This window comes from Bordetella sp. (assembly GCF_051960075.1).
GTDB lineage: Bacteria > Pseudomonadota > Gammaproteobacteria > Burkholderiales > Burkholderiaceae_B > Bordetella.
Genome location: NZ_JBQCER010000091.1, coordinates 41306 through 65427 on the forward strand (window position 1 = coordinate 41306; position 24122 = coordinate 65427).

The 24122-nt window shown below is 65.0% G+C and carries 23 protein-coding genes; 5 read left to right on the plus strand and 18 right to left on the minus strand.

Features of this window, described 5'->3' with window-relative positions:
- Positions 1–64 precede the first annotated feature (64 nt).
- From ACTHJ1_RS15625 to ACTHJ1_RS15660, 8 genes are all read right to left on the minus strand, one after another.
- Positions 65–1354 carry an amino acid ABC transporter substrate-binding protein gene (locus tag ACTHJ1_RS15625; protein WP_440194079.1) on the minus strand — a complete coding sequence of 430 codons (1290 nt, stop codon included), beginning with the start codon at positions 1352–1354 and terminating at the stop codon, positions 65–67.
- Positions 1355–1404: 50 nt separating this feature from the next.
- Positions 1405–1902, minus strand: a complete 498-nt coding sequence (locus ACTHJ1_RS15630; RefSeq protein WP_440194082.1) for a MaoC family dehydratase — start codon at positions 1900–1902, stop codon at positions 1405–1407.
- Positions 1899–2714, minus strand: a complete 816-nt coding sequence (locus ACTHJ1_RS15635) for an IclR family transcriptional regulator (RefSeq protein WP_440194085.1) — start codon at positions 2712–2714, stop codon at positions 1899–1901. Before ACTHJ1_RS15635 ends, ACTHJ1_RS15630 begins: the two co-directional genes overlap by 4 nt.
- On the minus strand, positions 2715–3872 hold the full coding sequence (locus tag ACTHJ1_RS15640; RefSeq protein WP_440194088.1) for a CaiB/BaiF CoA transferase family protein: 1158 nt from the start codon (positions 3870–3872) through the stop codon (positions 2715–2717).
- Positions 3873–3882: 10 nt separating this feature from the next.
- On the minus strand, positions 3883–5049 hold the full coding sequence (locus ACTHJ1_RS15645; RefSeq protein WP_440194091.1) for an acyl-CoA dehydrogenase family protein: 1167 nt from the start codon (positions 5047–5049) through the stop codon (positions 3883–3885).
- A 39-nt stretch (positions 5050–5088) separates the two neighbouring features.
- On the minus strand, positions 5089–5481 hold the full coding sequence (locus ACTHJ1_RS15650; protein ID WP_440194094.1) for a cupin domain-containing protein: 393 nt from the start codon (positions 5479–5481) through the stop codon (positions 5089–5091).
- Between the two features lie 204 nt (positions 5482–5685).
- On the minus strand, positions 5686–7398 hold the full coding sequence (leuA, locus tag ACTHJ1_RS15655) for a 2-isopropylmalate synthase (protein ID WP_440194097.1): 1713 nt from the start codon (positions 7396–7398) through the stop codon (positions 5686–5688).
- Positions 7399–7847: 449 nt separating this feature from the next.
- Positions 7848–8477, minus strand: a complete 630-nt coding sequence (locus ACTHJ1_RS15660) for a hypothetical protein (protein ID WP_440194100.1) — start codon at positions 8475–8477, stop codon at positions 7848–7850.
- A 64-nt stretch (positions 8478–8541) separates the two neighbouring features.
- Between ACTHJ1_RS15660 and rpoN the strand changes: the two genes are divergently transcribed.
- A complete protein-coding gene (rpoN, locus tag ACTHJ1_RS15665) occupies positions 8542–9972 on the plus strand; it encodes an RNA polymerase factor sigma-54 (RefSeq protein ID WP_440194103.1) in 1431 nt (476 codons plus the stop codon).
- A gap of 341 nt (positions 9973–10313) precedes the next feature.
- The gene (locus ACTHJ1_RS15670) at positions 10314–11156 is read left to right on the plus strand and encodes a DMT family transporter (RefSeq protein WP_440194106.1); all 843 of its coding nucleotides are present in this window, start codon (positions 10314–10316) and stop codon (positions 11154–11156) included.
- Positions 11157–11163: 7 nt separating this feature from the next.
- On the opposite strand, the gene ACTHJ1_RS15675 is transcribed toward ACTHJ1_RS15670, so the two are convergent.
- Both ACTHJ1_RS15675 and ACTHJ1_RS15680 read right to left on the minus strand, forming a co-directional pair.
- Positions 11164–11688: an N-acetyltransferase family protein gene (locus tag ACTHJ1_RS15675; RefSeq protein WP_440194109.1), complete on the minus strand. Its 525-nt coding sequence runs from the start codon at positions 11686–11688 to the stop codon at positions 11164–11166.
- A gap of 13 nt (positions 11689–11701) precedes the next feature.
- The gene (locus ACTHJ1_RS15680; RefSeq protein ID WP_440194112.1) at positions 11702–12262 is read right to left on the minus strand and encodes a helix-turn-helix domain-containing protein; all 561 of its coding nucleotides are present in this window, start codon (positions 12260–12262) and stop codon (positions 11702–11704) included.
- A gap of 171 nt (positions 12263–12433) precedes the next feature.
- Here ACTHJ1_RS15680 and ACTHJ1_RS15685 point away from each other — a divergent pair, with 171 nt between their 5' ends.
- Positions 12434–12712 (plus strand): (2Fe-2S)-binding protein, encoded by a 279-nt coding sequence (locus ACTHJ1_RS15685; RefSeq protein ID WP_440194115.1) that lies wholly within the window; start codon positions 12434–12436, stop codon positions 12710–12712.
- Positions 12713–12751: 39 nt separating this feature from the next.
- Here ACTHJ1_RS15685 and ACTHJ1_RS15690 read toward each other — a convergent pair whose 3' ends face one another.
- The gene (locus ACTHJ1_RS15690) at positions 12752–13597 is read right to left on the minus strand and encodes a LysR family transcriptional regulator (protein ID WP_440194118.1); all 846 of its coding nucleotides are present in this window, start codon (positions 13595–13597) and stop codon (positions 12752–12754) included.
- 148 nt (positions 13598–13745) lie between these two features.
- Between ACTHJ1_RS15690 and ACTHJ1_RS15695 the strand changes: the two genes are divergently transcribed.
- Positions 13746–14690 (plus strand): DMT family transporter, encoded by a 945-nt coding sequence (locus ACTHJ1_RS15695; protein ID WP_440194121.1) that lies wholly within the window; start codon positions 13746–13748, stop codon positions 14688–14690.
- 136 nt (positions 14691–14826) lie between these two features.
- A complete protein-coding gene (bfr, locus tag ACTHJ1_RS15700; protein ID WP_440194124.1) occupies positions 14827–15303 on the plus strand; it encodes a bacterioferritin in 477 nt (158 codons plus the stop codon).
- Positions 15304–15382: 79 nt separating this feature from the next.
- Here bfr and ACTHJ1_RS15705 read toward each other — a convergent pair whose 3' ends face one another.
- From ACTHJ1_RS15705 to ACTHJ1_RS15735, 7 genes are all read right to left on the minus strand, one after another.
- Positions 15383–16045, minus strand: a complete 663-nt coding sequence (locus ACTHJ1_RS15705) for a hypothetical protein (protein ID WP_440194127.1) — start codon at positions 16043–16045, stop codon at positions 15383–15385.
- Between the two features lie 32 nt (positions 16046–16077).
- Positions 16078–17685, minus strand: coding sequence for a peptide chain release factor 3 (locus ACTHJ1_RS15710; RefSeq protein WP_440194130.1), 1608 nt, complete (start codon positions 17683–17685; stop codon positions 16078–16080).
- 25 nt (positions 17686–17710) lie between these two features.
- Positions 17711–18340, minus strand: coding sequence for a LysE family translocator (locus tag ACTHJ1_RS15715; RefSeq protein WP_440194133.1), 630 nt, complete (start codon positions 18338–18340; stop codon positions 17711–17713).
- 40 nt (positions 18341–18380) lie between these two features.
- Positions 18381–19820 carry a DEAD/DEAH box helicase gene (locus ACTHJ1_RS15720; RefSeq protein WP_440194309.1) on the minus strand — a complete coding sequence of 480 codons (1440 nt, stop codon included), beginning with the start codon at positions 19818–19820 and terminating at the stop codon, positions 18381–18383.
- 423 nt (positions 19821–20243) lie between these two features.
- Positions 20244–21449, minus strand: coding sequence for an amidohydrolase family protein (locus ACTHJ1_RS15725; protein ID WP_440194136.1), 1206 nt, complete (start codon positions 21447–21449; stop codon positions 20244–20246).
- On the minus strand, positions 21449–23176 hold the full coding sequence (locus tag ACTHJ1_RS15730; protein ID WP_440194139.1) for a dipeptide ABC transporter ATP-binding protein: 1728 nt from the start codon (positions 23174–23176) through the stop codon (positions 21449–21451). Before ACTHJ1_RS15730 ends, ACTHJ1_RS15725 begins: the two co-directional genes overlap by 1 nt.
- 13 nt (positions 23177–23189) lie before the next feature.
- A complete protein-coding gene (locus ACTHJ1_RS15735) occupies positions 23190–24116 on the minus strand; it encodes an ABC transporter permease (RefSeq protein WP_440194142.1) in 927 nt (308 codons plus the stop codon).
- Positions 24117–24122 lie beyond the last annotated feature (6 nt).

The window sequence follows — 24122 nt, forward strand, 5'->3', positions numbered from 1 at the left end:
ACTCCCGGCTTTGCGCCGGGAGTCGTCTGACGAGCCGGGCGACCGGTTCGTCTGATGGCCGGTTTCAGTGGCTGCCGAAAATCGGCGCGGCTTGCGCCACGTCGGCGGGGTAGACCGACACCATGCTGACGCTCTTGCCCTTGGCTTGCAATTGCCCGATCGGCATCAGGTTCCCTTTTTGCGCGCCTTCGGGCGTGAGTTCGAACGAGCCGTTGAGCGTCGTCAGTTTGCCGGATTGAGCGAACACCGCGTCGCGCAAGGCGAGCTGATCCATGCTTTGCGTGGTGTTGAGCGTCTTCTCGATCACAAGACCCGTGTTGTAGCCCGCCACGGCATTGAACCCGACATTGACGTCAGCGCCATACAGCTTGCGATAGGCCGTGGTGAACGCTTCCATATCCATGCCGAACGAGGGCTTGTACTTGACGCCCGTGGCCGGCACGTAGGAAAAGACATTCTTGAGTGCGTCGTCGCCGGCGTTCTTCTGCAGCAGGTCGGTCTCCAGGCCGGCATAGATCGAAAACACGACCGGGAATTTGAATCCCGTGGAATGCAGCGCCTTGAGAAAGGCGATGTCATTGGTCGGATAGCCGAGCTCGAGCACCGCGTCCGGATGCGTGGCCTGGATGCGATGGATCAGCACCTGGTAGTTCGTCGTGCTGGTCGGCACCCCGAGGTAGTAGACGATGTCGATCTTGCCTTTTGCGGCCTCCAGATAACCGTGCATCGCCTCGGCTTGCGCGCCGGTGAAATCGTTGGTCGAGTACAGGATCGCGACGCGGCGGATGTGGTGCTTGGGTCCTTCGTTGATGAGGAACTGCGCCAGCCGGTGCGGCCAGATCGACGAAACCGGGTCGTCGAGCAGCACGTTGTATTTGTTGTCTGCCGAGAAGAAGTTCGTTCCCGTGCCGGTCTGATCGAACAGCAGTTTTTGGTGCTCGCGCGCCAGCGGTACCGCCACCGAGGTCAGCACCGAGCCCGAGTCGGCGACCAGAAGGTCCACCTTGTCCTGCGTGATGAGCTGGTTGTAGAGCGTGGTTGCCGTGCTGGTCGAGCTCTGGTCGTCATACGAGATGAGCTTGACGGGCAGCTTCTTGTCATAGGGCTTCACATAAACGCCGCCGTGGGCGTTGATGTCGTTCACCCAGAGCTTGAGCCCGTTGTAGACCGGCATGGAGATCGCCGCGAACGCGCCGCTGGACGCGTACAGCGTGCCTACCGTGATCGCGTCCGGCACAGGGCCGGCCGCCGCCGCGAGCGATGCGGTGCAGGCTGCCATGCCCGCGCCCAGCAACGCCATCCCGGCCAGGCTCTGCCTGACGAATTTACGCATTTTTCCGTTTTGCTTTTTCATGCCTCTTCCTCCTCTCCTTTTTGTTCCGCGTGATCGCGGACAAGAAAAACTCAGTGTTCCGAACGGCTGCTTCCTGGTTCAGGGTTATCGGGCCGGCCTGCCAGCATGCGGGTCGCGGTATAGGTCATGACGGGTTGATCGTGTTGATTGCGAACGTCGATCAGAGACACTACTACTGCCCGGTTGTGCTTGGAAGTCGGACGTATACCGGTGATTTCGATTTCGGCCCAGACGGTATCGCCAGCCACGACCGGGGCCAGCATTTTCTTGTGCACCTCCAGCAGGGCCAGGCCGGTGCCCTGCACCATGCCCTGCATGATGAAGCCCTCGATCAGGCTGTAGGTCAGCGCGCCGGGCACCGGCCGGCCCTGGATCGCGCCGTGCGAGAAGGTCGTGTCGATGAAGATCGTCTCGAGCATGCCCGTGGCGCTGATGAAGTTGACGATATCGGTCTCGGTGATGGTACGGCGGAAGGTACGAAATTTCTGGCCGACCGCGATGTCCTGCCAGTAAAAGCCCTGGCTCAAGGTGGGAATGGCAGAGGTCATGCGGGGTTTTCCGGCGGCGGTGTGAGGGGATCGGCGTCGCGCATCGCATGCGAACCGAGTGTGCGCACAGCGGCGTGCAGCGCTGCGACGATCTCGGCGGCGCGCGGCTGCACGCGATAGAGAGGCCCCGCCACCGACAGGCCGTAAAGGGCATCGCCGATCGGGATCGGAACGGCGATGCCGCCCAGGTCGGCGAGGGATTCGCCGAAGTTGGGGTACCACCCCTGCTCGCGCCATTGCCGCAACTGCGATTCCAGGGCTTGTCGCGCCAGATTCGCGTGCGCCGCGTCGGGCGAGAGCGAAAGCTTGTCCAGTATCCGGTCTCGGGCGTCGTCGCTGGACATGCCCAGGATGGCGCGGCCGATGGAATTGATATGCGGCTCGCGCAGCTCGCCCGGCGCGGTGATGTAGCGCACTGGGTTGGCCGATTCGCACACGTCCAGATAGCGCACCCGGTTGTCCTGGAGCTGACCGAATACGACGGTCTCGCCCGTGGCGTCGCGCAGCGATTGCATCACGGGCTGCATGCGTTCGAGCACCGGATCGTTGTGCGCGATGCGCAGGGCGGCGTGCAGCAGGCGAGCCGTGGGGTAGTAGCCCTGCCGCTTGCCGGTTTCGTACAGGTAGCCGCGCGACACCAGCGTGCGTATCAGGCCCAGGCAGCTGGACATGGGCGCGTCCAGCAGCCTGGATAGTTCGGTCAGCGTCAGCGACCGCCCTTCCTGCGCGTAGATCTCGATGATCTCGATTACGCGCAGCGCCGTCTTGACGCTCGCGTGGCCGGACCTGTCGGCGCTTTGCGTCGTGGCCATTCAGCCTTCCTTGTTCTCGTGCGCCGCATCGCGTTCCAGCGCCTGCGGCCATGACCGGATGTTGCCCGGCGTGCGCGAGAAGCGCGTCGGAATGCCGACCGCGCGCAGGCGCCCTTCGGTGGGGTGATCGTATTCGAAGACCATGCCGGTCTCGCGCAGATGCCGATCGTTCAGCACGTCTTCGTAGCGCGGCACTTCGCTGTGGGGAATGTCGGCATCGGCGAGCAAGGCCAGCCATTGCGCCGTGGTGCGACCGCTGACGATATCGGCCAACGTGGCATAGAGCTCGACGATGTTGGCGCTGCGCGAAGCGAGGTCGGCATAGCGCGGATCGGCCACCAGGTCGGGCCGGTCGGCCAGGGTGAAAAAGCGCATCCACTGGGCCGTGGTGTAGGGCAGCAGCGCAATATGGCCGTCGGCGGTGCGATAGGGCTTGCGGTGCGGCGTCATGACGCGCGGATATCCGGCCGGGCCCTGGGGCGGCACGAAGGTCTGTCCGGCCAGCTGCTCCGGCGCGAGAAACGACACCATGGTCTCGAACATCGGTATTTCGAGGGCCTGCCCCTGGCCCGAGCGCTCGCGCTCGTACAGGGCCATGGCCAGGGCATAGGTCACGGTCAGGCCCGACACTTTATCGACCATGATGGTGTTGACGTATTGCGGCTCGCCCGCGTTGGCGCCCTGGAACTGCGCCATGCCGCAGCGCGCCTGGATGATGTCGTCGAAGGCCGGCTGACCGCTGTAGGGGCCCGACTCGGCGTAGCCGTAGGCGCCGCAGTAGATCAGCCGCGGATGGCCGGCGCGCAGCGACTCGTAGTCCAGGCCCAGCCTGCGCAGCGCCTGCGGCCGCACATTGGAAATGAAAATGTCGGCCTCGGCGATCAGCGTCTTGAGCTCGGCCAGGTCGTCTTCGCGCTTGATGTCCAGCGCGCGATAGCGCTTGTTGCGGTTCAGATTGATGAAGGCCGCGCCCATGCCGGTGTGCAGCGCCGGCTCGGCATAGCGGAACACGTCGCCGGCGGGGGCTTCGATCTTGAGCACGTCGGCGCCCATGTCGCCCAGGATCTGCGTGGCGTAGGGGCCCATGCCCACCGAGGTCATGTCGACGACGCGTACGCCGGCCAGGGGGCCTGTGGGTTTGGCATCCGGATTCATCATGGCGGTTCTTTCAATACGACTTGGGCAGGCCCAGCACGCGCTCGGCGATGAAGCACAGGATGAGCTGCGGGCTGACGGGCGCGATGCGCGGAATGTACGACTCGCGCAGCAGGCGCTCGACGCGGTACTCGCGCGAGTAGCCCATGCCGCCCAGCGTCATGACGGCGGTCTGGCAGGCGTTGTGCCCGGCCTCGGCCGCCAGGTACTTGGCGGCATTGGCCTCGGCGCCGCACGATAGGCCGGCGTCGTAGCGCGAGGCCGCCTTGAGCATCATGAGGTTGGCCGATTCCAGCTGCATCCAGGCCTGCGCCAGCGGATGCTGCACGCCCTGATTCATGCCGATGGGGCGGCCGAACACCTCGCGCTCCCTGGCGTAGCGCGTGGCGATGTCCAGGGCGGCCCGGCCTATGCCCACGGCCTCGGCGGCGACCAGGACGCGCTCCGGGTTCAGGCCGTGCAGGATGTATTCGAAGCCCTTGCCCTCCTCGCCGATGCGGTCTTCCTCGGGAATGAAGAGGTCGTCGATGAACAGCATGTTGGTGTCGACCGCCGCGCGGCCCATCTTGTCGATCTTGCGCACTTCGACCTTGCTGCGGTCCAGCCGGGTGTAGAAGAGCGACAGGCTTTCGCTGGCCTTTTTCACCTCGTCCAGGCGCTGCGTGCGCGCCAGCAGCAGGATGCGGTCCGCGACCTGCGCGGTCGAGATCCAGATCTTGCGGCCGCTGACCGAATAGCCGCCCGGCACTTTGCGGGCGAAGGTCTTGAGCTTGGTGGTGTCCAGTCCCGCGTCGGGTTCGGTCACGCCGAAGCAGGCCTTTTCCTGGCCGGCGATGAGCGGCGGCAGAAAGCGCGCCTTCTGCTCGTCGGTGCCGAAGACCACGACCGGGTTCAGGCCGAATATGTTCATGTGCACGGCCGACGCGCCGCTCATGCCCGCGCCGGATTGCGCGATGGTCTGCATCACCAGCGCCGCCTCGACGATGCCCAGGCCCGCGCCGCCTACGGCCTCGGGCATGGCCACGCCCAGCCACCCGCCCTCGCACAAGGCCTTGTAGAACTCGTGCGGGAAGGTGCCGGAGACATCGAGCCGATCCCAGTACTCCATGTCGAACCGGGAGCAGACCGATTGCACGGCCTGGACGATGGACGTTTGATCTTCGGTGAGATCGAAATTCATGCGCGCTTCCTTTGAGCTCGTGTCGCGGCTCGGCCGCCCTCAGGCGGGGCGCACCACGCGTTCGGGGGATTCTTCATACGGCGGGGAATAGATGACCAGGATCTGGGCCGGTTCGTCGCTGACGACGGTGAAGACGTGCATGGCGTCCGGCGGGAAAAAGCAGCAATCGCCGGGGCCCAGTTCTTTGCGCTGCCCGTTCACCTCGGCCACGGCCCGGCCGCTGATCACGTAGCAGACCTGCTCGATGCCGGGATGGGCATGGGGCAAGGCGCCCTGGCCTTTTTCGATCGTGCCGTGAATGACCTCCAGGTGCCTGGCGCCGACGGTTTCCGGGCCGATCAGGCGGCGGTTGAGCGTGCCCAGATGATTGGCGGGGTGGTAGCCCGGCGTCTCGGCGCCGCAGACGAAATAGACGGGGGGATTGCGGGACATGCGTGCCTGCTCCGGTAGCCGATTGGGTCGGACTTATATTTTTTATGATGAATAAATATTCTGTATATGGAATTTATAGGGGAAAACTCCCGGCGTGGCTAGCTGCAGCGCAGCATAGGAAATAAAAAAAGCCAGCCCGGATAAGGGCTGGCTTTCAGGGGGCGGGCCGTGCCGGAAGATCGTTCCGGGGGCTGCTTTGAAGCGTTATGCGATGGCTTCGTCCTCGGCGGTTTCGGCGATCATGCTGCGTGCGGCCACGCGACGGTTCACCGCGCTCAATACCGCGCGGAACGAGGCCGTGACGATGTCGCCGTCGATGCCGACGCCGAAACCGGTCGGCGAATCGCCCACGCGCGTTTCCACGTAGCAGGCGGCGCGGGTGTCGGTGCCGGTGCCGATGGCGTGCTCGGTGTAGTCCATGATGCGGATCGGTTCGCCCACGGCGGCGACGAAGGCCGCCAGCGCGCCGTCGCCGCTACCTTGCACCGTGCGGCGCTCGCCGTCGTAGTCGAGTTCGGCCGTGACCGTGTAATGCTTGCCTTCGCCGGCCGAGGGGTTGCTTTCGATGCGGTGGCTGATGAGCTTCCAAGGCGAGGTCTGCGCCAGGTATTCGCTGTCGAAGATGCCGTACACGTCGCCCGAGGTCACTTCGCGGCCGGTCTCGTCGGTGACGCGCTGGATGGCGCGCGAGAACTCGATCTGCAGGCGGCGCGGCAGGACCAGGCCGTGTTCCTGCTCGAGCAGGTAGGACACGCCGCCCTTGCCCGATTGGCTGTTCACGCGGATGACCGCATCGTAGCTGCGGCCCAGGTCGGCCGGATCGATGGGCAGGTAGGGCACTTCCCACACGGCGTCGGGTTTCTGCACCGCAAAGCCCTTCTTGATGGCGTCCTGGTGCGAGCCGGAGAAGGCCGTGAATACCAGGTCGCCCGCGTAGGGGTGGCGCGGATGCACGGGGATCTGGTTGCAGTACTCGGCGGTGCGGCGCACTTCGTCGATATCGGAGAAATCCAGGCCCGGGTGGATGCCCTGGGTATAGAGGTTGAGCGCCAGCGTCACCAGGTCGACGTTGCCGGTGCGCTCGCCGCTGCCGAAGAGGCAGCCTTCGATGCGGTCGGCTCCGGCCATCACGCCGAACTCGGCGGCCGCCACGGCGGTGCCGCGGTCATTGTGCGGGTGCAGGCTGACGATGATGCTGTCGCGGCGCGCCAGGTTCTTGCACATCCATTCGATCTGGTCGGCGTACAGATTGGGCTGGGTGGCCTCGATGGTGGCGGGCAGGTTGAGCACCAGCTTGCGCTCGGGCGTGGCGCCCCAGGTCTCGGCCACGGCATTGGCCACTTCGAGCGCGAACTCGGGTTCGGTGGTGGAGAAGACCTCGGGCGAATATTCGTAGCGCCAGTCGGTGCCGGGATGTTGGGCCATGTATTTCATGACCAGCTTGGTGCCGGTGACCGCGACGTTCTTCACCTCGTCTTTGTTCATGTTGAAGACGATCTTGCGGAAGGACGGGGCGCAGGCGTTGTAGAGGTGGATCATGGCGCGCTTGGCGCCGGCGGCCGATTCCACCGTGCGGCTGATCAGTTCTTCGCGCGCCTGCGTGAGCACGATGATGGTGACGTCGTCGGGGATGCGCTTCTCGTCGATGAGCTTGCGCACGAAATCGAAATCGGTCTGCGAGGCCGAGGGAAAGCCCACTTCGATTTCCTTGAAGCCGATCTTCACCAGCTGATCGAAGAAGCGCAGCTTGCGCTCGACGCTCATGGGTTCGATCAGGGCCTGGTTGCCGTCGCGCAAGTCGGTGCTCATCCAGATGGGGGGATGGGTGATGCGCTTGCTGGGCCAGGTGCGCTCGGAATAATCGCGCGTGAAGGGGCGGAAGGGAACGTATTTGCTGGCGGGGTTGGCGAACATCATTTCGGGGCCTCGGGTCTCGTGAATCCGTCGTGCCGGCAGGTGGCCAGGGTGGCGGCCAGTGGCAAAGCGGTGCCGACATCAGTCCGCAAGGTATGCGGGCTGGATTCAAATTTTTAAGCAGAAAGCGGGCTTGTGGCAAGCTGCGCCGCGGCGGGGAGATCCGCGGGCCTGGGGCTGCCGAACACCACGAACGCTAGGCTCGGCAACCGATCGCTAGGTCTAGGGGTAGCGCTAGCGCGGCCGAGACGGCCACAGGGGAGGCGTTGCAGGAAAGACGCGCGGCGGCAAACCCGGCGCGGGCGTTGCCCCGGGCCGCAGCTTGTGCAAAAAAGGTGCGTTGCGCGTTCATCTTTCTAGTCTTTCACATTTTTTGTGGCGGCGCAAACTAACTTTTTGCTGGCGCGCCACCCGAAGGCAAAAAGCCCCCCTTTTGGGGCATTTTTCGACGGTCAGCGAGATCGGCCGAGCGTGGGTTCGGTCTGGCGCCGTGTTGCGCGCGGCAGGTCCTCGGAACGCATATCGTCGGCGCTACCCTGGTCGAGAATGGCGCTTTGGTCGCGCACCAGGGCGATCTTGCCGACGCGATTGCCGCCGAGCTCTTTGTGGGCACGTTGCAGATCGCCGATGGTGAAGGGCTCGCTGCGGTCCTGCCAGACCCAGCGCAGCACGTCGATCACCTCATCGCACAGCTGGGGGTGCATCTCGGCCAGCACGCGGCTGTCGACCGTATAGAGTCGACCGGCGGCCAGGCTGGACAGCACCCATGCCTTGAGGCTGTATGCGACGATGAGCGTCCAGATGAGCGCCAGGATGCGCCACAGCCAGGGATTGATGAAACCGTTGAGAAGGCTGACGGCCGTGGGGCCCAGAATGTGCTGCCAGTTCAGGCCGATGCGCTGGTCCAGGCCCTGAATCCAGGGCGAAGCGTCGTTCAGGATCCAAGATGCGATGTAGATCCAGATGCCTGCGGCGACGACGATGCCTACGGCCAGAATGGCCAGGCGCGTCAACGACAGCTTGAACAGTGTCTTGCCGATGAGACGGCGATCCTGGCGTATGCGATCGGGAGTGGCTGGCATGTCTGGCGCGTGAAAGTGTTGGCGTACGAGGGTCGGCGTCCGATTGACCTTTATGATTGTACCTATGAGCAATCGCCCCACCCTGGAAATTCGCCAAGGCCAGCATCTGGCCCTGACGCCGCAGCTGCAGCAGTCCATCCGGCTGCTGCAGCTGTCGTCCATCGAGCTCGATATGGAGATTTCCCAGGCGCTGATCGAAAACCCGCTGCTCGAGCGCGACGACGAACCGGCCCCGGTCGCCGAAGCGACCGATCCCGAGCGCGAGGATTCGCTGGAACAGGCCGACTCGTACGGCGAGTCGGCCGAGCTGCGTGCCGAGGAGATGCCGGGCGCGGGCGGGGTGTACCCCGACGACGATCTGCCGCAGGCCGCGCACGCCGATACCCTGCGCGAACATCTGCTGGGCCAGCTTGCGCTTACCCGAGCCCAGGCGCGCGACCAGACGCTGGTGCGCGTGCTGATCGACGAGCTCGACGACAATGGCTACCTGGGGTCGCCGCTGGACGAAATATTGACCTGGCTGCCGCCCGAGCTCGAGGTCGATGCCGATGAATTGCGCACCGCGCTGACGCTGCTGCAATCCTTTGATCCGCCCGGCATCGGCGCACGCGACATGGCCGACTGTCTGTGGCTGCAATTGCGCAATCCCGACGTCTCGCGCCTGCCGGAAGCCGCCGACAGCCAGGTGCTGGCCTGTGCCCGGCAGATATGCGCCCAGCATCTGCCTTTGCTGGCGGCGGGCAATCCGGCGCGGCTGCGAGAAGCCCTGCAGTGCGATGCCGAGTTGCTGCGCTCGGCTTATGCGCTGATCGTGCGGTTGGATCCGCGTCCAGGGCGCGCCTGGACCGTGCCGGCAGCCGACTACGCCGTGCCCGACGTGCTGGTGCGCAAGACCCGTCAGGGCTGGCAGGCTGTGCTCAACAGTGCGGTGGTGCCGCGCCTGCACGTCAATGGCGTCTATGCCCAGCTGCTGGGCAGTCGGCGCGAAGGCGGCCATACGGCTTTGCAAGCCCAACTGCAGCAGGCCCGCTGGATGATACGCAACGTCGAACAGCGTTTCGACACCATCCTGAGGGTGTCGCAGGCCATCGTGGCGCATCAGTCGGATTTCCTCACTCACGGCGCCGCAGCCATGCGCCCCCTCATCCTCAAAGACATCGCCAATGAGCTGGGTCTGCACGAATCCACGATTTCGCGGGCCACAACACAGAAGTACATGCTCACACCGTTCGGTACGATGGAACTCAAACGCTTCTTCGGCACGGGGCTGGCCACCGACACCGGCGACTCGGCGTCGGCCACGGCGGTGCAGGAACACATCCGCAAGATGGTGGCCGAAGAAAATCGCAGCAAGCCGCTCTCCGACAACCAGATCATGCAATGTCTGTCCGAGCGCGGCATCGTGATTGCCCGCCGTACAGTGGCCAAGTATCGCGAAGCGCTGCGCATCGCGCCGGCGGCGGTGCGCAAGGCGCAGGCGCAGGTGCTGCGTTGATGCGCAGCGCCGCTTGTCGCGTTGGCTTTCGTGCATAACGCAGGTATAGTCGCTCGGTAAATACATCCTACTTCGGCACGGCACGCACACGCCATGAAATCCAGCGCCTTTTATGTTGATTGCCCGTCTCTCGTCAAGGCAGCGGGCATTGGCGCGCGGGCGGCCATGCCTCCTCCCTCGTCTGTCGCACCTCCGACGGTTTCCGGCGCGCACCCGCCGCCGAGCATGACCGTTGCGGCCTGACACGGCCGTTTTCGCGACTCCAGCCTGATTCTTTGTTGCCGGGTGAGCACCCGGCCGGGCGGAGTTCGTCATCATCATTCGACAGACGAGTCCCAGACATGACATCTCGACATTCATCGTGGGCCACTATGGCCCTCTTCGTTCTCTTGTGGGGCAGCGGCGCCATCTTCACGCGCTGGGGCCTGGATCACGGTTCGCCTATGGCGTTTCTGGTCCTGCGGTTCGGACTGGCCCTGATCTTTCTGACCGCGTTGCGCGGCCGCCGCCGCTGGCTGCCCACGCCCGGCACCCGCGGGCGCGTGGCGCTCGCGGGCCTGCTGCTGATCAGCGGCTATTCGCTGTGCTACTTCCAATCCATGGCGTACGGCGTCACGCCGGGGCTGCTGGCCACCCTGCTCGGCATTCAGCCGATCCTGACCCTGCTGCTCACCGAACGGCGATTTTCTCCCTGGCGCCTGGTCGGCTTGCTGCTCGCGCTGGGCGGGCTGGCGCTGGTGGTCTGGGAGAGCCTGGCCGTTGCCCGGTTTTCGCTTGCCGGCATTCTCTTCGGCCTGGCCGCGTTGGGCTGCATGACGGTGGGCGCGCTGATGCAGAAGCGGATCGACCAGGCGCCAGATCAGGTTCTGCCGCTGCAATATGCGGTCAGCCTGGCGCTCTATCTGCTGTGCGTGCCCTTCCAGCCCTTCACGATCGAATGGACCTGGGGCCTGCTCGTGCCGGTGCTCTGGCTCGGATTGGTGATTTCCGTCGTGGCGCAGCTGCTGCTGTACCGGATGATCCGCTCGGGTAACCTGGTCAACGTCACCAGCCTGTTCTACCTGGTGCCGGTGGTGACGGTGCTGCTGGATTACCTGGTGCTGGGCAATGCCCTGCCCTGGCTGGCGCTGGCCGGCATGGCGGCCATACTGGCCGGACTGGTGCTGGTGTTCCGGCAGCAGTGAGGTCCGTTCAGAGCCTGCAGTACATGTAAGTGGTCGCGTGCCGGGCCTTGCCGTCCGGGTCCCATGCGTAATCGGGAATCACGCCCGCGGCCTCGAAGCCGACCGAGGCGTATAGCGGTTCGGCGACGTCGCCGGTGCGCGTGTCCAGGGTAATGAGCGTCTTGCCGAGCTCGCGGGCGCGGTCGATGGCGCGGTTCATGAGCGCCCGGCCCAGGCCGAGTCTGCGCGCGCGCGGATCGACCATCATCTTCGCGATCTCGCAGCGATGGGGCTGATTGAGCGGCATGCCGGTGATGAGCTGCACGGTGCCGAGAACCTCTTCGTCGCGCTGCGCGACGAAGAGAATTCGTCTTCCGGCGATGACCTCGGGTTGGACGCTGCCGCGCCAGAAGTGGGCCGCGTCGTCCCGGGTCAGCGTGTCCATGAAGCCGATCGCCGCGCCCAGCGCGACGCTGTCGGCGAGAATTCGCGCAAGCGCTGCCAGTCTTTGTTCGAGCGCGGGGCCGTCGAGTTCGATGATTTGCGCTTGCATGAAAGGCGGTTCCTCACGTCATGGCGATAAGGTAGTGGGCGGCCTGATCGCCGGTCTCGAACGACGACGCGCCGCGCAGCCGATATCGCAGGCAGTCGCCCGGGGCCAGTTCGTACCGTATGCCGTCGACGCTCAGCGTGAGCGCACCGGACAACAGCACCAGATGATGTTCATGGCCCGCGAACGCTGGGCGCTCGTAGGCAATGCGTTGACGAGGCTCGATCGCGCACTCGATCAACTCGAGCTTCAACTGCCTGCTGGGCGGCGAGAGCGTGCGCCGCGAGAACCCATGCTCGCGATCTTGCCAGACGCTTTGATCGGCATGACGCACCAGCGGCGCAAAACTCGTCTCCATCGGCGCCAGCAGTTGCGACAGGGGCAGGCCGAACGCCGATGCCAGTCGGCCGAGCGTTTCCGCCGTCGGGCTGACCTCGCCGTTCTCGATGCGGGATAGCGTCGCCCGGCTCACGCCGCTCTCGGCGGAGAGATTTTGCAGCGTGAGGCCGCGGTCGGTACGGAGCGCACGCAGGTGTTCGGCGAGGGAGCGGTTTTGATCGGCGATTTTTTCATCCATATATGGGAATATATCCCGTATATGGATGAAATATAAATGCAAAATCCGCGGCCGCGAACCGGCAAACAGGCTGTTGCGTAAAAGCCGGCTTCTGTTTATCTGTGCCCAGCGTTGCAATATCCGGGTGTTCAGTGCTTGCGCATGCAGCTTATATAGATGATAATAATTCGCATGTATATTTGCGTCTGTAATGCCATCACCGAGCGTCAGGTTCGCGCTTGCGTCGACGCGGGCGCCGCGTCGCTGGACGATCTTCAGTTTGAACTGGGCGTGGCTTCGTGTTGCGGCCGGTGCGCCAGCACGGCTTGCGAATATCTGCCCGGCGGGCGCGCTTCAAGCGTTTGCGAGATCCGCGACGTCACCATGCCGGCAAAGCCGGCCGCCGTAATGGCCGAGCAAGGCCAGGCCGCCAATAGTTCGCTTCTTCCCACCGCCGCTGCGGCGGCCTGAGGCCCGCGCGGCCTTACGGCAAGGGCTTTGCCCTGCGCGCTATTCGATCGTGTCGCGGCAGAATTGCCTGATGGCCTGCGCCAGCTCGCGTGCCGCGGCGCCGGCCAGCGGGCTCAGGTGCAAGGCCAGCTCGCTGGGCGCCGGTGGCGGCAGCAGATCGTCGCAACTTTGTGTGCCGGGCGTCATACAGCGCTCGGCCAGCAGCCCCACGCCCAATCCACCCTCCAGCGCAGCCTGTAGCCCGTGGATGTTGGGGCTTTCATAGGCAATGCGCCAGCGCCGGCCGGCGCTTTCCAGAGCGTGAATGGCGCGGTTGCGATAGACGCACCCTTGCGGAAAGACCACCAGCGGGATCGGATCGGGCAGCGGCTTGTCGGATTCTCGGTGGCCGCGCAGCCAGCGCAGGCGCTCGGGCCAGGCGGCCAGGCAGTCGCCCGCGCCGGGCTCGCGCTTGATCAGCGCAATGTCGAGCTCGCTGCGGTCCAGCGCGCGGCCCAGTTGCACGCTCAGGTCGCAGCGCATGGCGATGCGGGCTTGTGGGTGGGCGGTGGCGAAATCCGCCGCAAGAGCGGTCAGCTGGGGCACGGCGAAATCATCAGGCACGCCCAGGCGAACGACTTCCAGGTGGGGTTTGCCGCTCACGGTTTCGCGGATTTCGGTAGACAGGGCCAGCATGCGGCGGGCATAACCCAACAACCGTTCGCCGTCTTCGGTCAGGTCCACCTGCCGGCCTATGCGGCGAAACAGGGCGCAGCCCAGGTCGGATTCGAGCTTGCGGATCTGCTGGCTGACCGTGGACTGCGTGCGATGTACGCGTTCGCCCGCCCGCGTGAAGCCGCCCGCGTCGACGACGGAGACGAAACTGTGCAGCAGATCCAGATCCATGGCGTGGCCTCGACGAGACAAAGCATTCGAATTTCAAATACTTTTGATCTAAACAAAGAATTTGTCAATGTATGGGGCTAAGCGCAGAATCGGTGCTCCAGACATGGCCGCCGTCGGCCAGTCGCCCTTTTCCCACCGGCAGCTCGCCATGAAACCCTCCTTCGCCCCCGCCTTGAACCCTTGTGCGCCGCTTGCGGACGCCGGCCCGGATGTCCGGCAGCGCACGGCCTGGGGCATGATCGCCTTGTTTTGCGTACTCTGGAGTTCGGCCTTCGCGGCGGCCAAGGTGGCGCTGGAGGACTGTCCTCCCCTGATCCTGCTAACCCTGCGCTTTCTGGCTGCGGGGTCGATGATGATGGTCATGGCCGCAGCCACGGGCGGCCTGAAGGGAGGCCTGCGCAGCATCGGCTGGCGCGATTTCGGATGCCTGACGGTGCTGGGTCTGTGCAACAACGCGCTTTACCTGGGCTTGAGCTGGATCGGCATGACGACCGTGTCGTCGGCCTTTACCGCGGTGCTGATCAGCACCAATCCGCTTCTGACGGGTCTTTTGGCCGGGCCGGTGCTGGGCGAGCGGCTGGGATGGCGTCAATACGTCGGGCTATGCCTGGGACTGGCCGGCGTGGCGCTGGTGCTGCGTTCGCGCTTTGTCGGCATGCATGAAGATCCGCACGGCGCGCTGTTGGTGGCGGGCGGACTGCTGGGGCTGGTGGCGGGCACGCTGCTTTACAAGCGCATGGCGCCCAAGACCACGATCTGGGTTACGACAGGCGTGCAGGCGCTGGCGGGCGGCGTATTGCTGCTGCCTTTTGCCGTGCACTATGAGTCGCTGCGGCATGTGCATCCTACGGCCAGTCTGTTCTGGAACATGGCCTATATCGTCGTGGGCGTGTCGATAGGCGGCTACGCCTTGTGGATCACCATTCTCAAGCGCCAGAGCGCCACGTCGGCCAGCTCCCTGCACTTTCTCATGCCGCCCCTGGGCCTGTTTTTCGGCTGGCTGATTCTGCGCGAGCCGGTATCGTGGCTGGACATGGCGGGTATCGTGCCCATCGGCCTGGGCATCTGGCTGGCCACGCGCCGCGCCGTGTGATTATCCGGGCAAGAACGAGAGCAGGCGACGAAATGCGATAGGCATGAGCCGCCTGCCGACACGCCAGGGTATGCTGTCAGCGTCCGACCTCGAATCGAGCGCGGCATGAGCCGCGCAATGCCATCGGGAGCCCAGCATGAAAGGCGACAAGCAAGTCATTCAATATCTGAACAAGCAGCTCACCAACGAACTGACGGCCATCAACCAGTATTACCTGCATGCCCGCATGCTGGATCACTGGGGTTTCGAGAAGATGGGCAAGCACGAGCGGCAGGAATCGATCGAGGAAATGGGTCACGCCGACAAACTGATCCAGCGCATCTTCATGCTGGACGGCCTACCCAATCTGCAGGATCTGCACAAACTGCTCATCGGCGAGAGCGTGCCCGAAATCCTGACGTGCGACCTCAAGGTGGAAGAGTTGTCGCAAGGCTTGCTCAAAGAAGCCATCGCCTTCTGCGAGACCGTGCGAGATTTCGTTTCGCGCGATCTGCTGCGCGAGATCCTGGACGACACCGAAGATCACATCGACTATCTGGAAACCCAGCTCGAGCTGATCGACAAGATGGGTCTGCAGAATTACCTGCAGAGTCAGGTCCGCGCCGAGGAATGAAAACCCGCGCAGACCAGCGTATCGGCAGCAAATGAAAAAGGGCTCCGCGGAGCCCTTTTTCATGGCCGTGCCGGCAATATCAGTTGCTCGGCTTGGCAGGACAGTCGTTCACCGAGCCCCAGGCGTTGTTGGGCTCGCAGTATCGGTTGCGTGCGGCCCAGACGCAGGAGGGCCGCTGGAAGAAGCCCAGCTTGGAGCATTGCTCGACGGCGTTATGCAAAGCGACCTGCCAATTTGCGGCGGCGGGCTGGCCCGACGCGCCACCCATCTGGGCGGTAAGGGGGGTCTGGTTGAAGCCGCCGCTGCCTGCAGGCGGCTGGCTGATGGCTGGCGGTTTTTCGAGATCGAGCGTGGCGACGTCGGACGCGCCGGTCGGCAGGGCGGCATTGTTGGCATTGGCGGCGGCCTGGGCCTGATCCTGCGTGACGCTGTCGCGCGAGATCTGCACATTGGGGTCGGCGCTGTCGAACAGCGAAGGGGGGCGCGTGGACCAATCTTGCGTGGCCGGCTTTTCGGGTACGCCCAGGGTGCCGTTGACCAGAGGCTGGGGCGGCTGGGCCGTATAGGGCAGGCCGTTGGCATCGAGCGTGGGCAGATTGGACTCGTCGCTGCTCTGGTTGGCGGTGGCGTTGGAGCTCGCCGGCGGCGCATGGCTGATCATCCAGTTGCCCAACTGGATGCCGCCCCAGGCGGAGGCGCCTGCCGCCACGATGAGTATTGCAATCAGGAAACGCCAAGACATCGTTCTAGCCTCTTCTACCAGCCGACGCGCGGTCAGGCCTTCTCGGAGAACACCTTGCCGCCGTGCTCGCGCATGGCGTGGAACTTGACATCCGGGTAGAGCTCCTCGGCCACGCGCAGTTGAGCGGGCGAACCGATCAGGAAGGCCGCCGCGTCGACCACATCATAGGCGATATGGGCGGCATTGGCATCCATGAACTTGCGCAGCGCGGCGGGCGAGTCGGAGGTGATCCAGCGGGCCATGGTGTAACGCGAGGGCATCATGCGTGCGTCCACGCCGTATTCGGTTTTGAGGCGATGGGCCACCACCTCGAACTGCAGTTGCCCGACCGCGCCCAGCAGCAGCGCGCCGCCGGCCACATCGGGTCGGAAGACCTGGATGGCGCCTTCTTCGCCGAGCTGAGTCAGGCCTGTGCGCAGCTGCTTGGTGCGCAGCGGATCCTTCACTTCGACTGCCTGAAAGAGTTCGGGCGCAAAGAACGGCAGGCCGGTAAAGCGCAGGCTCTCGCCTTCGGTGAGCACGTCGCCCAACTGCAGCACGCCGTGGTTGGGAATGCCGATGATGTCGCCGGCATAGGCGTCGTCGAGCAGCTCGCGCCGCTGCGACATGAAGGTGACCACGTTGTTGGGCTTGATTTCCTTGCCGGTGCGGGCGACCTTCATGCGCATGCCGCGCTCGAATTTGCCGGAGCACACGCGCAGGAAGGCCACTCGGTCGCGGTGGGCCGGGTCCATATTGGCCTGCACCTTGAACACCACGCCGCTGAATTTGGGTTCTTCCGGCTTGACCTCGCGCTCGAGCGCCTGGCGCGAACCCGGCTGCGGCGCCTGCTCGACCAGGGCGTCCAGCACCTCTTGCACGCCAAAGTTGTTGATCGCCGAGCCGAACAGAATCGGCGACTGCTTGCCGGCAAGAAAGGCCTCGCGGTCGAAGGCAGGAGCGGCATCGGTGAGCAGGCCGATTTCTTCGCGCGCCTTGGCGAAGGCATCGCCGTATTTCTCGGCAATGTCGGGGTTGTCCAGGCCTTCGATCACGTCGTCGGCGTCGGACAGGCGCTCCTGGCCAGGCCGGAACACGCGCATGCGGTCGCGACGCATGTCGAACACGCCGCCAAAGGTCTTGCCCATCCCGATGGGCCAGGAGAAAGGCACGGTGTCCATGCCCAGGTGCGATTCGATTTCGGCCAGCAGCTCGAGCGGTTCGCGCACTTCGCGGTCGAGCTTGTTGATGAAGGTGATGATGGGCGTGTTGCGCGCGCGGCAGACCTGCAGCAGGCGTATGGTCTGCGGCTCCACGCCGTTGGCCGCGTCGATCACCATCAGTGCCGCATCCACCGCGGTAAGCACGCGATAGGTGTCTTCCGAAAAGTCCTGGTGGCCCGGGGTGTCGAGCAGGTTGATGACGCAGTCGCGGTATTCCATCTGCATCACCGACGAGGCCACCGAGATGCCGCGCTGCTTTTCTATCTCCATCCAGTCCGACGAGGCATGGCGCGAGGCCTTGCGGGCTTTGACGCTGCCGGCGATCTGAATGGCGCCTGCGAACAGCAGCAGTTTTTCCGTCAGCGTGGTCTTGCCCGCGTCAGGGTGGGAGATGATGGCGAATGTGCGTCGCCGAGCGACTTCCTGGGGGATGCTCATGGTGCGTGTGCGAAAGCCGTTCGCTTCAGGCGTGACGGCGGAAAGTGGCGAGAAACAGGCCCGCGACGATGAAGAGCGAGCCGATACTGCGGTTCATCCAGCGAATGTGCGAGGGGCCGCGCAACAGGCCCAGCACCTTGGCCGCCAGGAGGGTATAGACGCCCATGACGACGATGTCGGTGAAGGCCAGCGAGCCGGCGAGCATGGCGTATTGCTGCGTCAGCGGCCGCGAGGGGTCGACGAATTGCGGCACTACCGCCAGCAGGAACACCGTGCCCTTGGGGTTGGTGAGATTGAGCAGCATGCCGCGCATGATGAGCGCGCGCGCCGACGCTGTGCCTCGCTCTTCGGGTTCGAGCGCGACCGGCGCGGCGCGGGCGCGCAACTGCTTTACGCCCAGGTAGACCAGATAGCCCGCGCCCAGGAGCTTGACCGCGGTGAAGGCGGTCTCGGACGCAGCCAGTACGGCACCCAGTTCCACCGCCACGATCAGGAACTGACCCAGGATGCCCAGGATCAGTCCGACCGTGTTCCAGTAGCCGCGCGGGAAACCGTATTTCAGACCGGCCGACATGGCCGACAGCGCGCCGGGCCCTGGCGAAATCGAAATGGCCCAGCAGGCCAGAAAGAAAGTGAGCCAGGTGGCGAGCGTCATGGTGCGGTTAGGTAGGCGAGAGAGGCAGGCAGTTTATGACTTACTTGCCCAGCAGTGCGCCGGCGCGGCGCGGCTGGGCGCCGGTCTGCTGCGGGCGGGCGCCTTCGGGGCGGCGCGCTGGCTGGCTGGCCGGACGCGGCTCGCGGCGATCGCCCTGCGGCTGGGCGGCGCGGCCGTGGCCGCTGGGTTGGGCTGGCTTGGCGCCGCCGCGTTGATTGACGCCGCTACCGTTGCGGCTGCCGACGTTGCCGCCGGCGCGTTGGCCCGGGCCTAGACCGCCGCGGCGCGGTTCGCTACGCATGCCGCGGCCGCCGCGCGGACGTTCGTCGTCGCGGTCGTCTTCCAGTTCGGCGCGCTCTTCGGCGGCGCTGCGCACGGGCGCCGTCCAACCGGCCGGCAAAGGCTTGCGTTCGATCGGCTTGTTGATGAGACGCTCGATGCCCTTGAGCAGCTTGATCTCGCTATCGTCGACCAGCGAGATCGCCGTGCCCGTCGCACCCGCACGGCCGGTGCGGCCGATACGGTGCACATAATCTTCCGGCACGTTGGGTAGTTCGAAATTGACCACCAGCGGCAGCTGGTCGATGTCCAGGCCGCGCGCGGCGATGTCGGTCGCGACCAGCACGGCCACGCCGCCATCCTTGAAGCCGGACAGCGCACGGGTGCGGGCCGACTGGCTCTTGTTGCCGTGGATGGCCGCGGCCGTCAGGCCGTCCTTGACCAGCTTCTCGGCCAGACGATTGGCGCCGTGCTTGGTGCGCGTGAAGACCAGCACCTGGTGCCAGCCGCTTTCGCGGATCAGGTGGCTGACCATATCGCGCTTGTGCGATTGCTGCACCAGATGCACCGACTGCGCCACGCGCTCGGTGGTGGTGTTGCGCGGGGTGACCGAGACTTCGCCGGGATCGCGCAGGATGCCGCGCGCCAGCTGGCGAATCTCTTCCGAGAAGGTGGCCGAGAACAGCAGGTTCTGGCGCTGCGCCGGGAGCAGGCGCAGCACGCGGCGGATGTCATGGATGAAGCCCATGTCCAGCATGCGGTCGGCTTCGTCCAGCACCAGGATTTCCACGCCGGAGAGGTCGACGGTCTTCTGGCCGGCATGATCGAGCAGGCGGCCGGGCGTGGCCACGAGAATGTCCACGGGCTTTCTCAGCGCGCTGATCTGCGGGTTGATATTGACGCCGCCGAACATCACCATGGACGTCAGGCCGGCGTATTTGCCGTAGGTCTGCACCGACTCGGCTACCTGGGCGGTGAGTTCGCGGGTGGGAGTGAGGATGAGGCAGCGCGGGCGGCCGGCTTTGCGGGCCGCAGGCTTGTTCTGCGTGAGAATCTGCAGGATGGGCAGGGTGAAGCCCGCCGTCTTGCCGGTGCCCGTCTGAGCGGCTGCCATCAGGTCGCCGCCTTGCAGAACGAGCGGGATGGCCTGGGCTTGAATGGGGGTTGGGGTGGTGTACCCGGTTTCGGCGATGGCGCGCAAAAGCGTGTCGGCCAGACCGAGGTCGGCAAAGGTATTCGTAGTGGTAGTCAAAACAACTCCAGCGCTCAGCCCATCGCTTCAATCGAGCGACGCCAATCCGGGCTGGCAATTCGAGGAGGGAAGGGGCGATCGCGGCCAGGGTTGAGGAAGGCGTTGCGATGGCCCCGGCGCGTGGCGATCAAAACGCCAGCGGAGGCGTGCCGATTGGAGAGGCACAGCGCCATTGTAACCGATAGCGGGCTTTCTCTGTAGCGCAACAGGTTTTAAGACGCCAGGGCTGTCTTGATTGCCTCAGCGTTTGCCCTCTTGAGACGCTGAGGCTGCCCTGTGCAATTGCGGTGCCCGCCCGGCGGGCATCGGTTGGCCGGCCCCGCGCCCCGGATTCCTCCGGGGTTCCCGGCCCTATCGGTGTGGCGTCTTGTATTACGCCGGCAGGCTGCCCGCGGCGACGACACCGCCCTTGAGCACGGCGACGTGGTTGGCGCGCTGGGCGGCGCAGGCGATGTCCTGCGTGGGGTCGCCCTTGACCAGCAGCAGATCGGCCTGGGCACCTTTGAGGATGCGGCCGGCGTTGATCAGGCCCATGAGGTCGTGCGCGCGGGACGTGCCCGCGATCAGGGCGTCGACCGGGGTCATGCCGAACTCGACCATGAAGGCCAGTTCCATGGCGTTTTCGCCGTGCAGGTTGTAGGGCGTGCCGGCGTCGGTGCCCAGGGCGATGCGTCCACCCGCTTTGTAGTACATCTTGAACGATTCGCGGTGGCGCTCGGCCACGTTGCGGGCCTTTTCCACCGCGTAGGGCGGGATGCCTTTGTCGGCGTTGTCCAGGATGTTCTTGAGCGCGGCGATGGTCGGCACCAGGTAGGTCTGGCGTTCGAGCATTTCGCGCAGACATTCCTCGTCCATGTAAATGCCGTGCTCGACCGAATCGACCCCGCCGCGCACTGCGTTGAGGATGCCTTCGGTGCCCTGGGCGTGGCTGGCCGTGCTCTTGTGAAAGCGCTTGGCCTCGTGCAGTCCCACGCGCATTTCCTCGGCGGTGTAGTGCGCGTCCATGGGGTTGACGCCGGGCGTCATCACGCCGCCCGTGGCCATGATCTTGACCAGATCGCAGCCGGCGTGCACTTGCTCGCGCACGGCCCGGATCACGTCGTCGACGCCGTCGGCCACGCGGCCCATGCGGTTGCCGTGGCCGCCCGTCATGCAGATCATGCGGCCGGCCGCGCGAATAGTGGGGCCCATGAAGGCGCCGCGCGCGATCGCGTTGCGCACCGAAAATTCGAGATAGTCCTTGCCACCGCAGTCGCGTACCGCGGTGACGCCGCCCTTGAGCGCAGTCTGGGCGTTCTCCAGCGCGGTCAGGGTGATCTCGCCCGGGGTCTGCTTGCTGATGATGCCGTTGGGGTCGGCCCCGCCGGTGTAGACCAGGTGCACGTGGCAGTCGCCCAGGCCGGGCATCAGCGTCATGCCGGCGGTGTCGACCTTGCGGCCGGCATAGCCGTGGAATTCGCCCGCAGGGGCAACGCGGGCGACCTGTCCGCCTTCGACCATTACAGCGTGGCCGTCGAGGGTCTGGCCCAGGCCGTCGAAGACGCGGCCGCCGGTAAAAAGTAGGGTTTCGGTAGTCATTACGCGATCTCCAATCCCTCTTGCGACATCTGCTGCAGGCGCGGCATCAGGCCCAGCAGATGCTGGGTGTATTCGTGTTGTGGCGCGGTAAACAGCGTTTCCGTTTCCGCGACCTCGAGCAGTTCGCCATGCCGCATCACCCCCACGCGGTCGCACATCTGGCGGATCACGGGCAGATCGTGGCTGATGAAGAGCATGGTCAGCTGCAGCTGTTCCTGCAGATCTTTGAGCAGGTTGAGAATCTGCGCCTGGATGGACACGTCCAGCGCCGAAGTCGGTTCGTCGCAGATCAGGAAACGCGGCCGCGTGGCGAGCGCGCGGGCGATGGCGATGCGCTGGCGCTGGCCGCCCGAGAACTCGTGCGGGAAGCGGCCCGCGGCTTGCCCGCCCAGGCCCACGACGTCGAGCAGGTCGCCGACGATGCGGCGCACCTCGGCTTCGTTCGCAGCCAGCTTATGGAAGCGGATGGGCTCGGCGATGATGTCCAGCACCCGCATGCGCGGGTTGACCGAGGAATACGGGTCCTGGAAGACCATCTGGATCTGGCGCCGGATGGGATTGAGCGCCCGCTCGCTTTTGAGCTGGTTGATGTCGGTGCCGTCAAAGAGCACGGCGCCGCCGGTGGGCTTGTACAGGCCCGAAATCAGGCGGGCCATGGTGGATTTGCCCGAGCCCGATTCGCCCACCAGACCGAAGACCTCGCCCTCGGGGATTTCCAGGCTGACCTGCTTGACCGCGTCGAGCGTGCGCCGGTTGCGTTCGAGGAAGGCATTGCGCAGCACGAAGCGCAGGCCCAGGTCGCGCACCTGCACCAGCGGGCCTTGGGTTTGCTTGCGGGCGAAGTCTTTGCGCGCCTGGCCCAGCCAGTGCGTGGCGACGTCGATCTGCGTCGTCGTCTTCACGTCTTCGATGTAAGTCACCAGCGGGAAGCGCTTGAGCTTGATATCCGGACGCGGCACCGCCGAGATCAGGCTGCGGGTATAGGGGTGGTCGGGATTGCCCAGGATCTTGGCCGTGGGGCCCTGTTCGACCAGCTTGCCGCGGTAGAGCACCGCCACGCGATCGGTCACGTCGGCGATCACGCCCATGTCGTGCGTGATGATGATCATGCCCACCTGTTTTTCTCTGCACAGCTTGCGCAGCAGGTCGAGGATCTGCGCCTGGATGGATACGTCCAGCGCAGTGGTGGGTTCGTCGGCGATGATGACCTCGGGCTCGCAGCACAGCGCGAGCGCGATGACCACACGCTGGCGCATGCCGCCCGAAAACTGGTGCGGATACTGTTTGACGCGCAGCTCGGGCTGGTGGATGCCGACCTGGGTGAGCAGATCCACCGCACGCTTGCAGGCCTGTTCGTGCGTGATGTTCAGGTGCACCTGCATGGTTTCGGCCAGTTGGCTTTCCACCGTTTGCAGCGGGTCGAGCGAGGTGAGCGGATCCTGGAAGATCATGCCGACGCGTCGCCCGCGCACCTTGCGCTTTTCGGCGTCGGATAGCGAGTCGATGCGCTTGCCGTCGAGCAGAACCGGGCCGCCGGCCAGGCGGCCGGGGGCTTCGAGCAAGCCGATGACGGCGTTGCCGATGGTGGACTTGCCGGCGCCGGATTCTCCGACCACGCCGAGGATCTCGCCCTTGTTCAGTTCGAGCGTGATGCCGTCGACCGCGGTGCGCGTGCCGCGGCGGCTGGGAAATTCGATGCGGATGTCTTTGATGTCGAGCAGAGCCATGGCGGTGCCTTCCTCAACGCAGTTTGGGGTTGAGGGCGTCGCGCAGCCAGTCGCCCAGCAGGTTGACCGCCAGGACCAGGATGACGAGTGCCACGCCGGGGAAAATCGAGATCCACCATTCGCCGGAGAAGAGATAGCTGTCGCCGATGCGGATCAGCGTGCCCAGCGACGGGGTGGTGGAGGGAATGCCTACGCCGAGAAAGGACAGCGTGGCTTCGGTGATGATGGCCACCGCCAGGTGGATGGTGGCGATCACCAGCACCGGGCCGGTCACGTTGGGCAGAATGTGGCGCCGCAGGATGGTGATCGGGCCGATGCCGATGAGCTTGGCCGCCTGCACGTATTCTTTGTTGCGTTCGACCATGGTGGAGCCGCGCACCGTACGCGCATACTGCACCCAGCCCGAAATGCCGATGGAGAAGATCAGCACGTATAGCGACATGGATTCCTGCATGTCGCGGGGCAGGATGCCGCGCGCCACGCCGTCGACCAGCAGCGCGATCAGAATGGCCGGAAACGAGAGCTGCACATCGGCGATACGCATGATGATGCTGTCCAGGCGTCCGCCGACATAGCCGCTGATCAGGCCCAGGGCCACGCCCAGCACCATGGAGAACAGCACCGAGGCGCCGCCTACGATCAGCGACACGCGCGAACCGTAGAAAATGGCCGAGAGAACGTCGCGGCCCTGGTCGTCGGTTCCCAGGAGGAAGTCGCGGCTGCCTTCGGCGGCCCAGGCGGGCGGCGTGTTGGCGTCCATGATGTTGAGCGACGCCAGGTCGAAGGGATTATGCGGCGACACGATGGGCGCGAAGATGGCGGCCAGCACGACGGCCAGCGTGATCGCGGCCGCGATCACGGCGCTGGGGGTGCGCCAGAAGCTGTACCAGACGTCGCTGTCGGCGACCGAAGCGAAGAAATTCTTGAATCGGGAAGTCATTGCGCG

Excerpts from the sequence above, each read along its gene's own strand:
- ACTHJ1_RS15625 (WP_440194079.1), bottom strand. The coding sequence starts at position 1,354 with ATGAAAAAGCAAAACGGAAAAATGCGTAAATTCGTCAGGCAGAGCCTG.
- ACTHJ1_RS15630 (WP_440194082.1), bottom strand. The coding sequence starts at position 1,902 with ATGACCTCTGCCATTCCCACCTTGAGCCAGGGCTTTTACTGGCAGGAC.
- ACTHJ1_RS15635 (WP_440194085.1), bottom strand. The coding sequence starts at position 2,714 with ATGGCCACGACGCAAAGCGCCGACAGGTCCGGCCACGCGAGCGTCAAG.
- ACTHJ1_RS15640 (WP_440194088.1), bottom strand. The coding sequence starts at position 3,872 with ATGATGAATCCGGATGCCAAACCCACAGGCCCCCTGGCCGGCGTACGC.
- ACTHJ1_RS15645 (WP_440194091.1), bottom strand. The coding sequence starts at position 5,049 with ATGAATTTCGATCTCACCGAAGATCAAACGTCCATCGTCCAGGCCGTG.
- ACTHJ1_RS15650 (WP_440194094.1), bottom strand. The coding sequence starts at position 5,481 with ATGTCCCGCAATCCCCCCGTCTATTTCGTCTGCGGCGCCGAGACGCCG.
- leuA (WP_440194097.1), bottom strand. The coding sequence starts at position 7,398 with ATGATGTTCGCCAACCCCGCCAGCAAATACGTTCCCTTCCGCCCCTTC.
- ACTHJ1_RS15660 (WP_440194100.1), bottom strand. The coding sequence starts at position 8,477 with ATGCCAGCCACTCCCGATCGCATACGCCAGGATCGCCGTCTCATCGGC.
- rpoN (WP_440194103.1), top strand. The coding sequence starts at position 8,542 with ATGAGCAATCGCCCCACCCTGGAAATTCGCCAAGGCCAGCATCTGGCC.
- ACTHJ1_RS15670 (WP_440194106.1), top strand. The coding sequence starts at position 10,314 with ATGACATCTCGACATTCATCGTGGGCCACTATGGCCCTCTTCGTTCTC.
- ACTHJ1_RS15675 (WP_440194109.1), bottom strand. The coding sequence starts at position 11,688 with ATGCAAGCGCAAATCATCGAACTCGACGGCCCCGCGCTCGAACAAAGA.
- ACTHJ1_RS15680 (WP_440194112.1), bottom strand. The coding sequence starts at position 12,262 with ATGGATGAAAAAATCGCCGATCAAAACCGCTCCCTCGCCGAACACCTG.
- ACTHJ1_RS15685 (WP_440194115.1), top strand. The coding sequence starts at position 12,434 with ATGTATATTTGCGTCTGTAATGCCATCACCGAGCGTCAGGTTCGCGCT.
- ACTHJ1_RS15690 (WP_440194118.1), bottom strand. The coding sequence starts at position 13,597 with ATGGATCTGGATCTGCTGCACAGTTTCGTCTCCGTCGTCGACGCGGGC.
- ACTHJ1_RS15695 (WP_440194121.1), top strand. The coding sequence starts at position 13,746 with ATGAAACCCTCCTTCGCCCCCGCCTTGAACCCTTGTGCGCCGCTTGCG.
- bfr (WP_440194124.1), top strand. The coding sequence starts at position 14,827 with ATGAAAGGCGACAAGCAAGTCATTCAATATCTGAACAAGCAGCTCACC.
- ACTHJ1_RS15705 (WP_440194127.1), bottom strand. The coding sequence starts at position 16,045 with ATGTCTTGGCGTTTCCTGATTGCAATACTCATCGTGGCGGCAGGCGCC.
- ACTHJ1_RS15710 (WP_440194130.1), bottom strand. The coding sequence starts at position 17,685 with ATGAGCATCCCCCAGGAAGTCGCTCGGCGACGCACATTCGCCATCATC.
- ACTHJ1_RS15715 (WP_440194133.1), bottom strand. The coding sequence starts at position 18,340 with ATGACGCTCGCCACCTGGCTCACTTTCTTTCTGGCCTGCTGGGCCATT.
- ACTHJ1_RS15725 (WP_440194136.1), bottom strand. The coding sequence starts at position 21,449 with ATGACTACCGAAACCCTACTTTTTACCGGCGGCCGCGTCTTCGACGGC.
- ACTHJ1_RS15730 (WP_440194139.1), bottom strand. The coding sequence starts at position 23,176 with ATGGCTCTGCTCGACATCAAAGACATCCGCATCGAATTTCCCAGCCGC.
- ACTHJ1_RS15735 (WP_440194142.1), bottom strand. The coding sequence starts at position 24,116 with ATGACTTCCCGATTCAAGAATTTCTTCGCTTCGGTCGCCGACAGCGAC.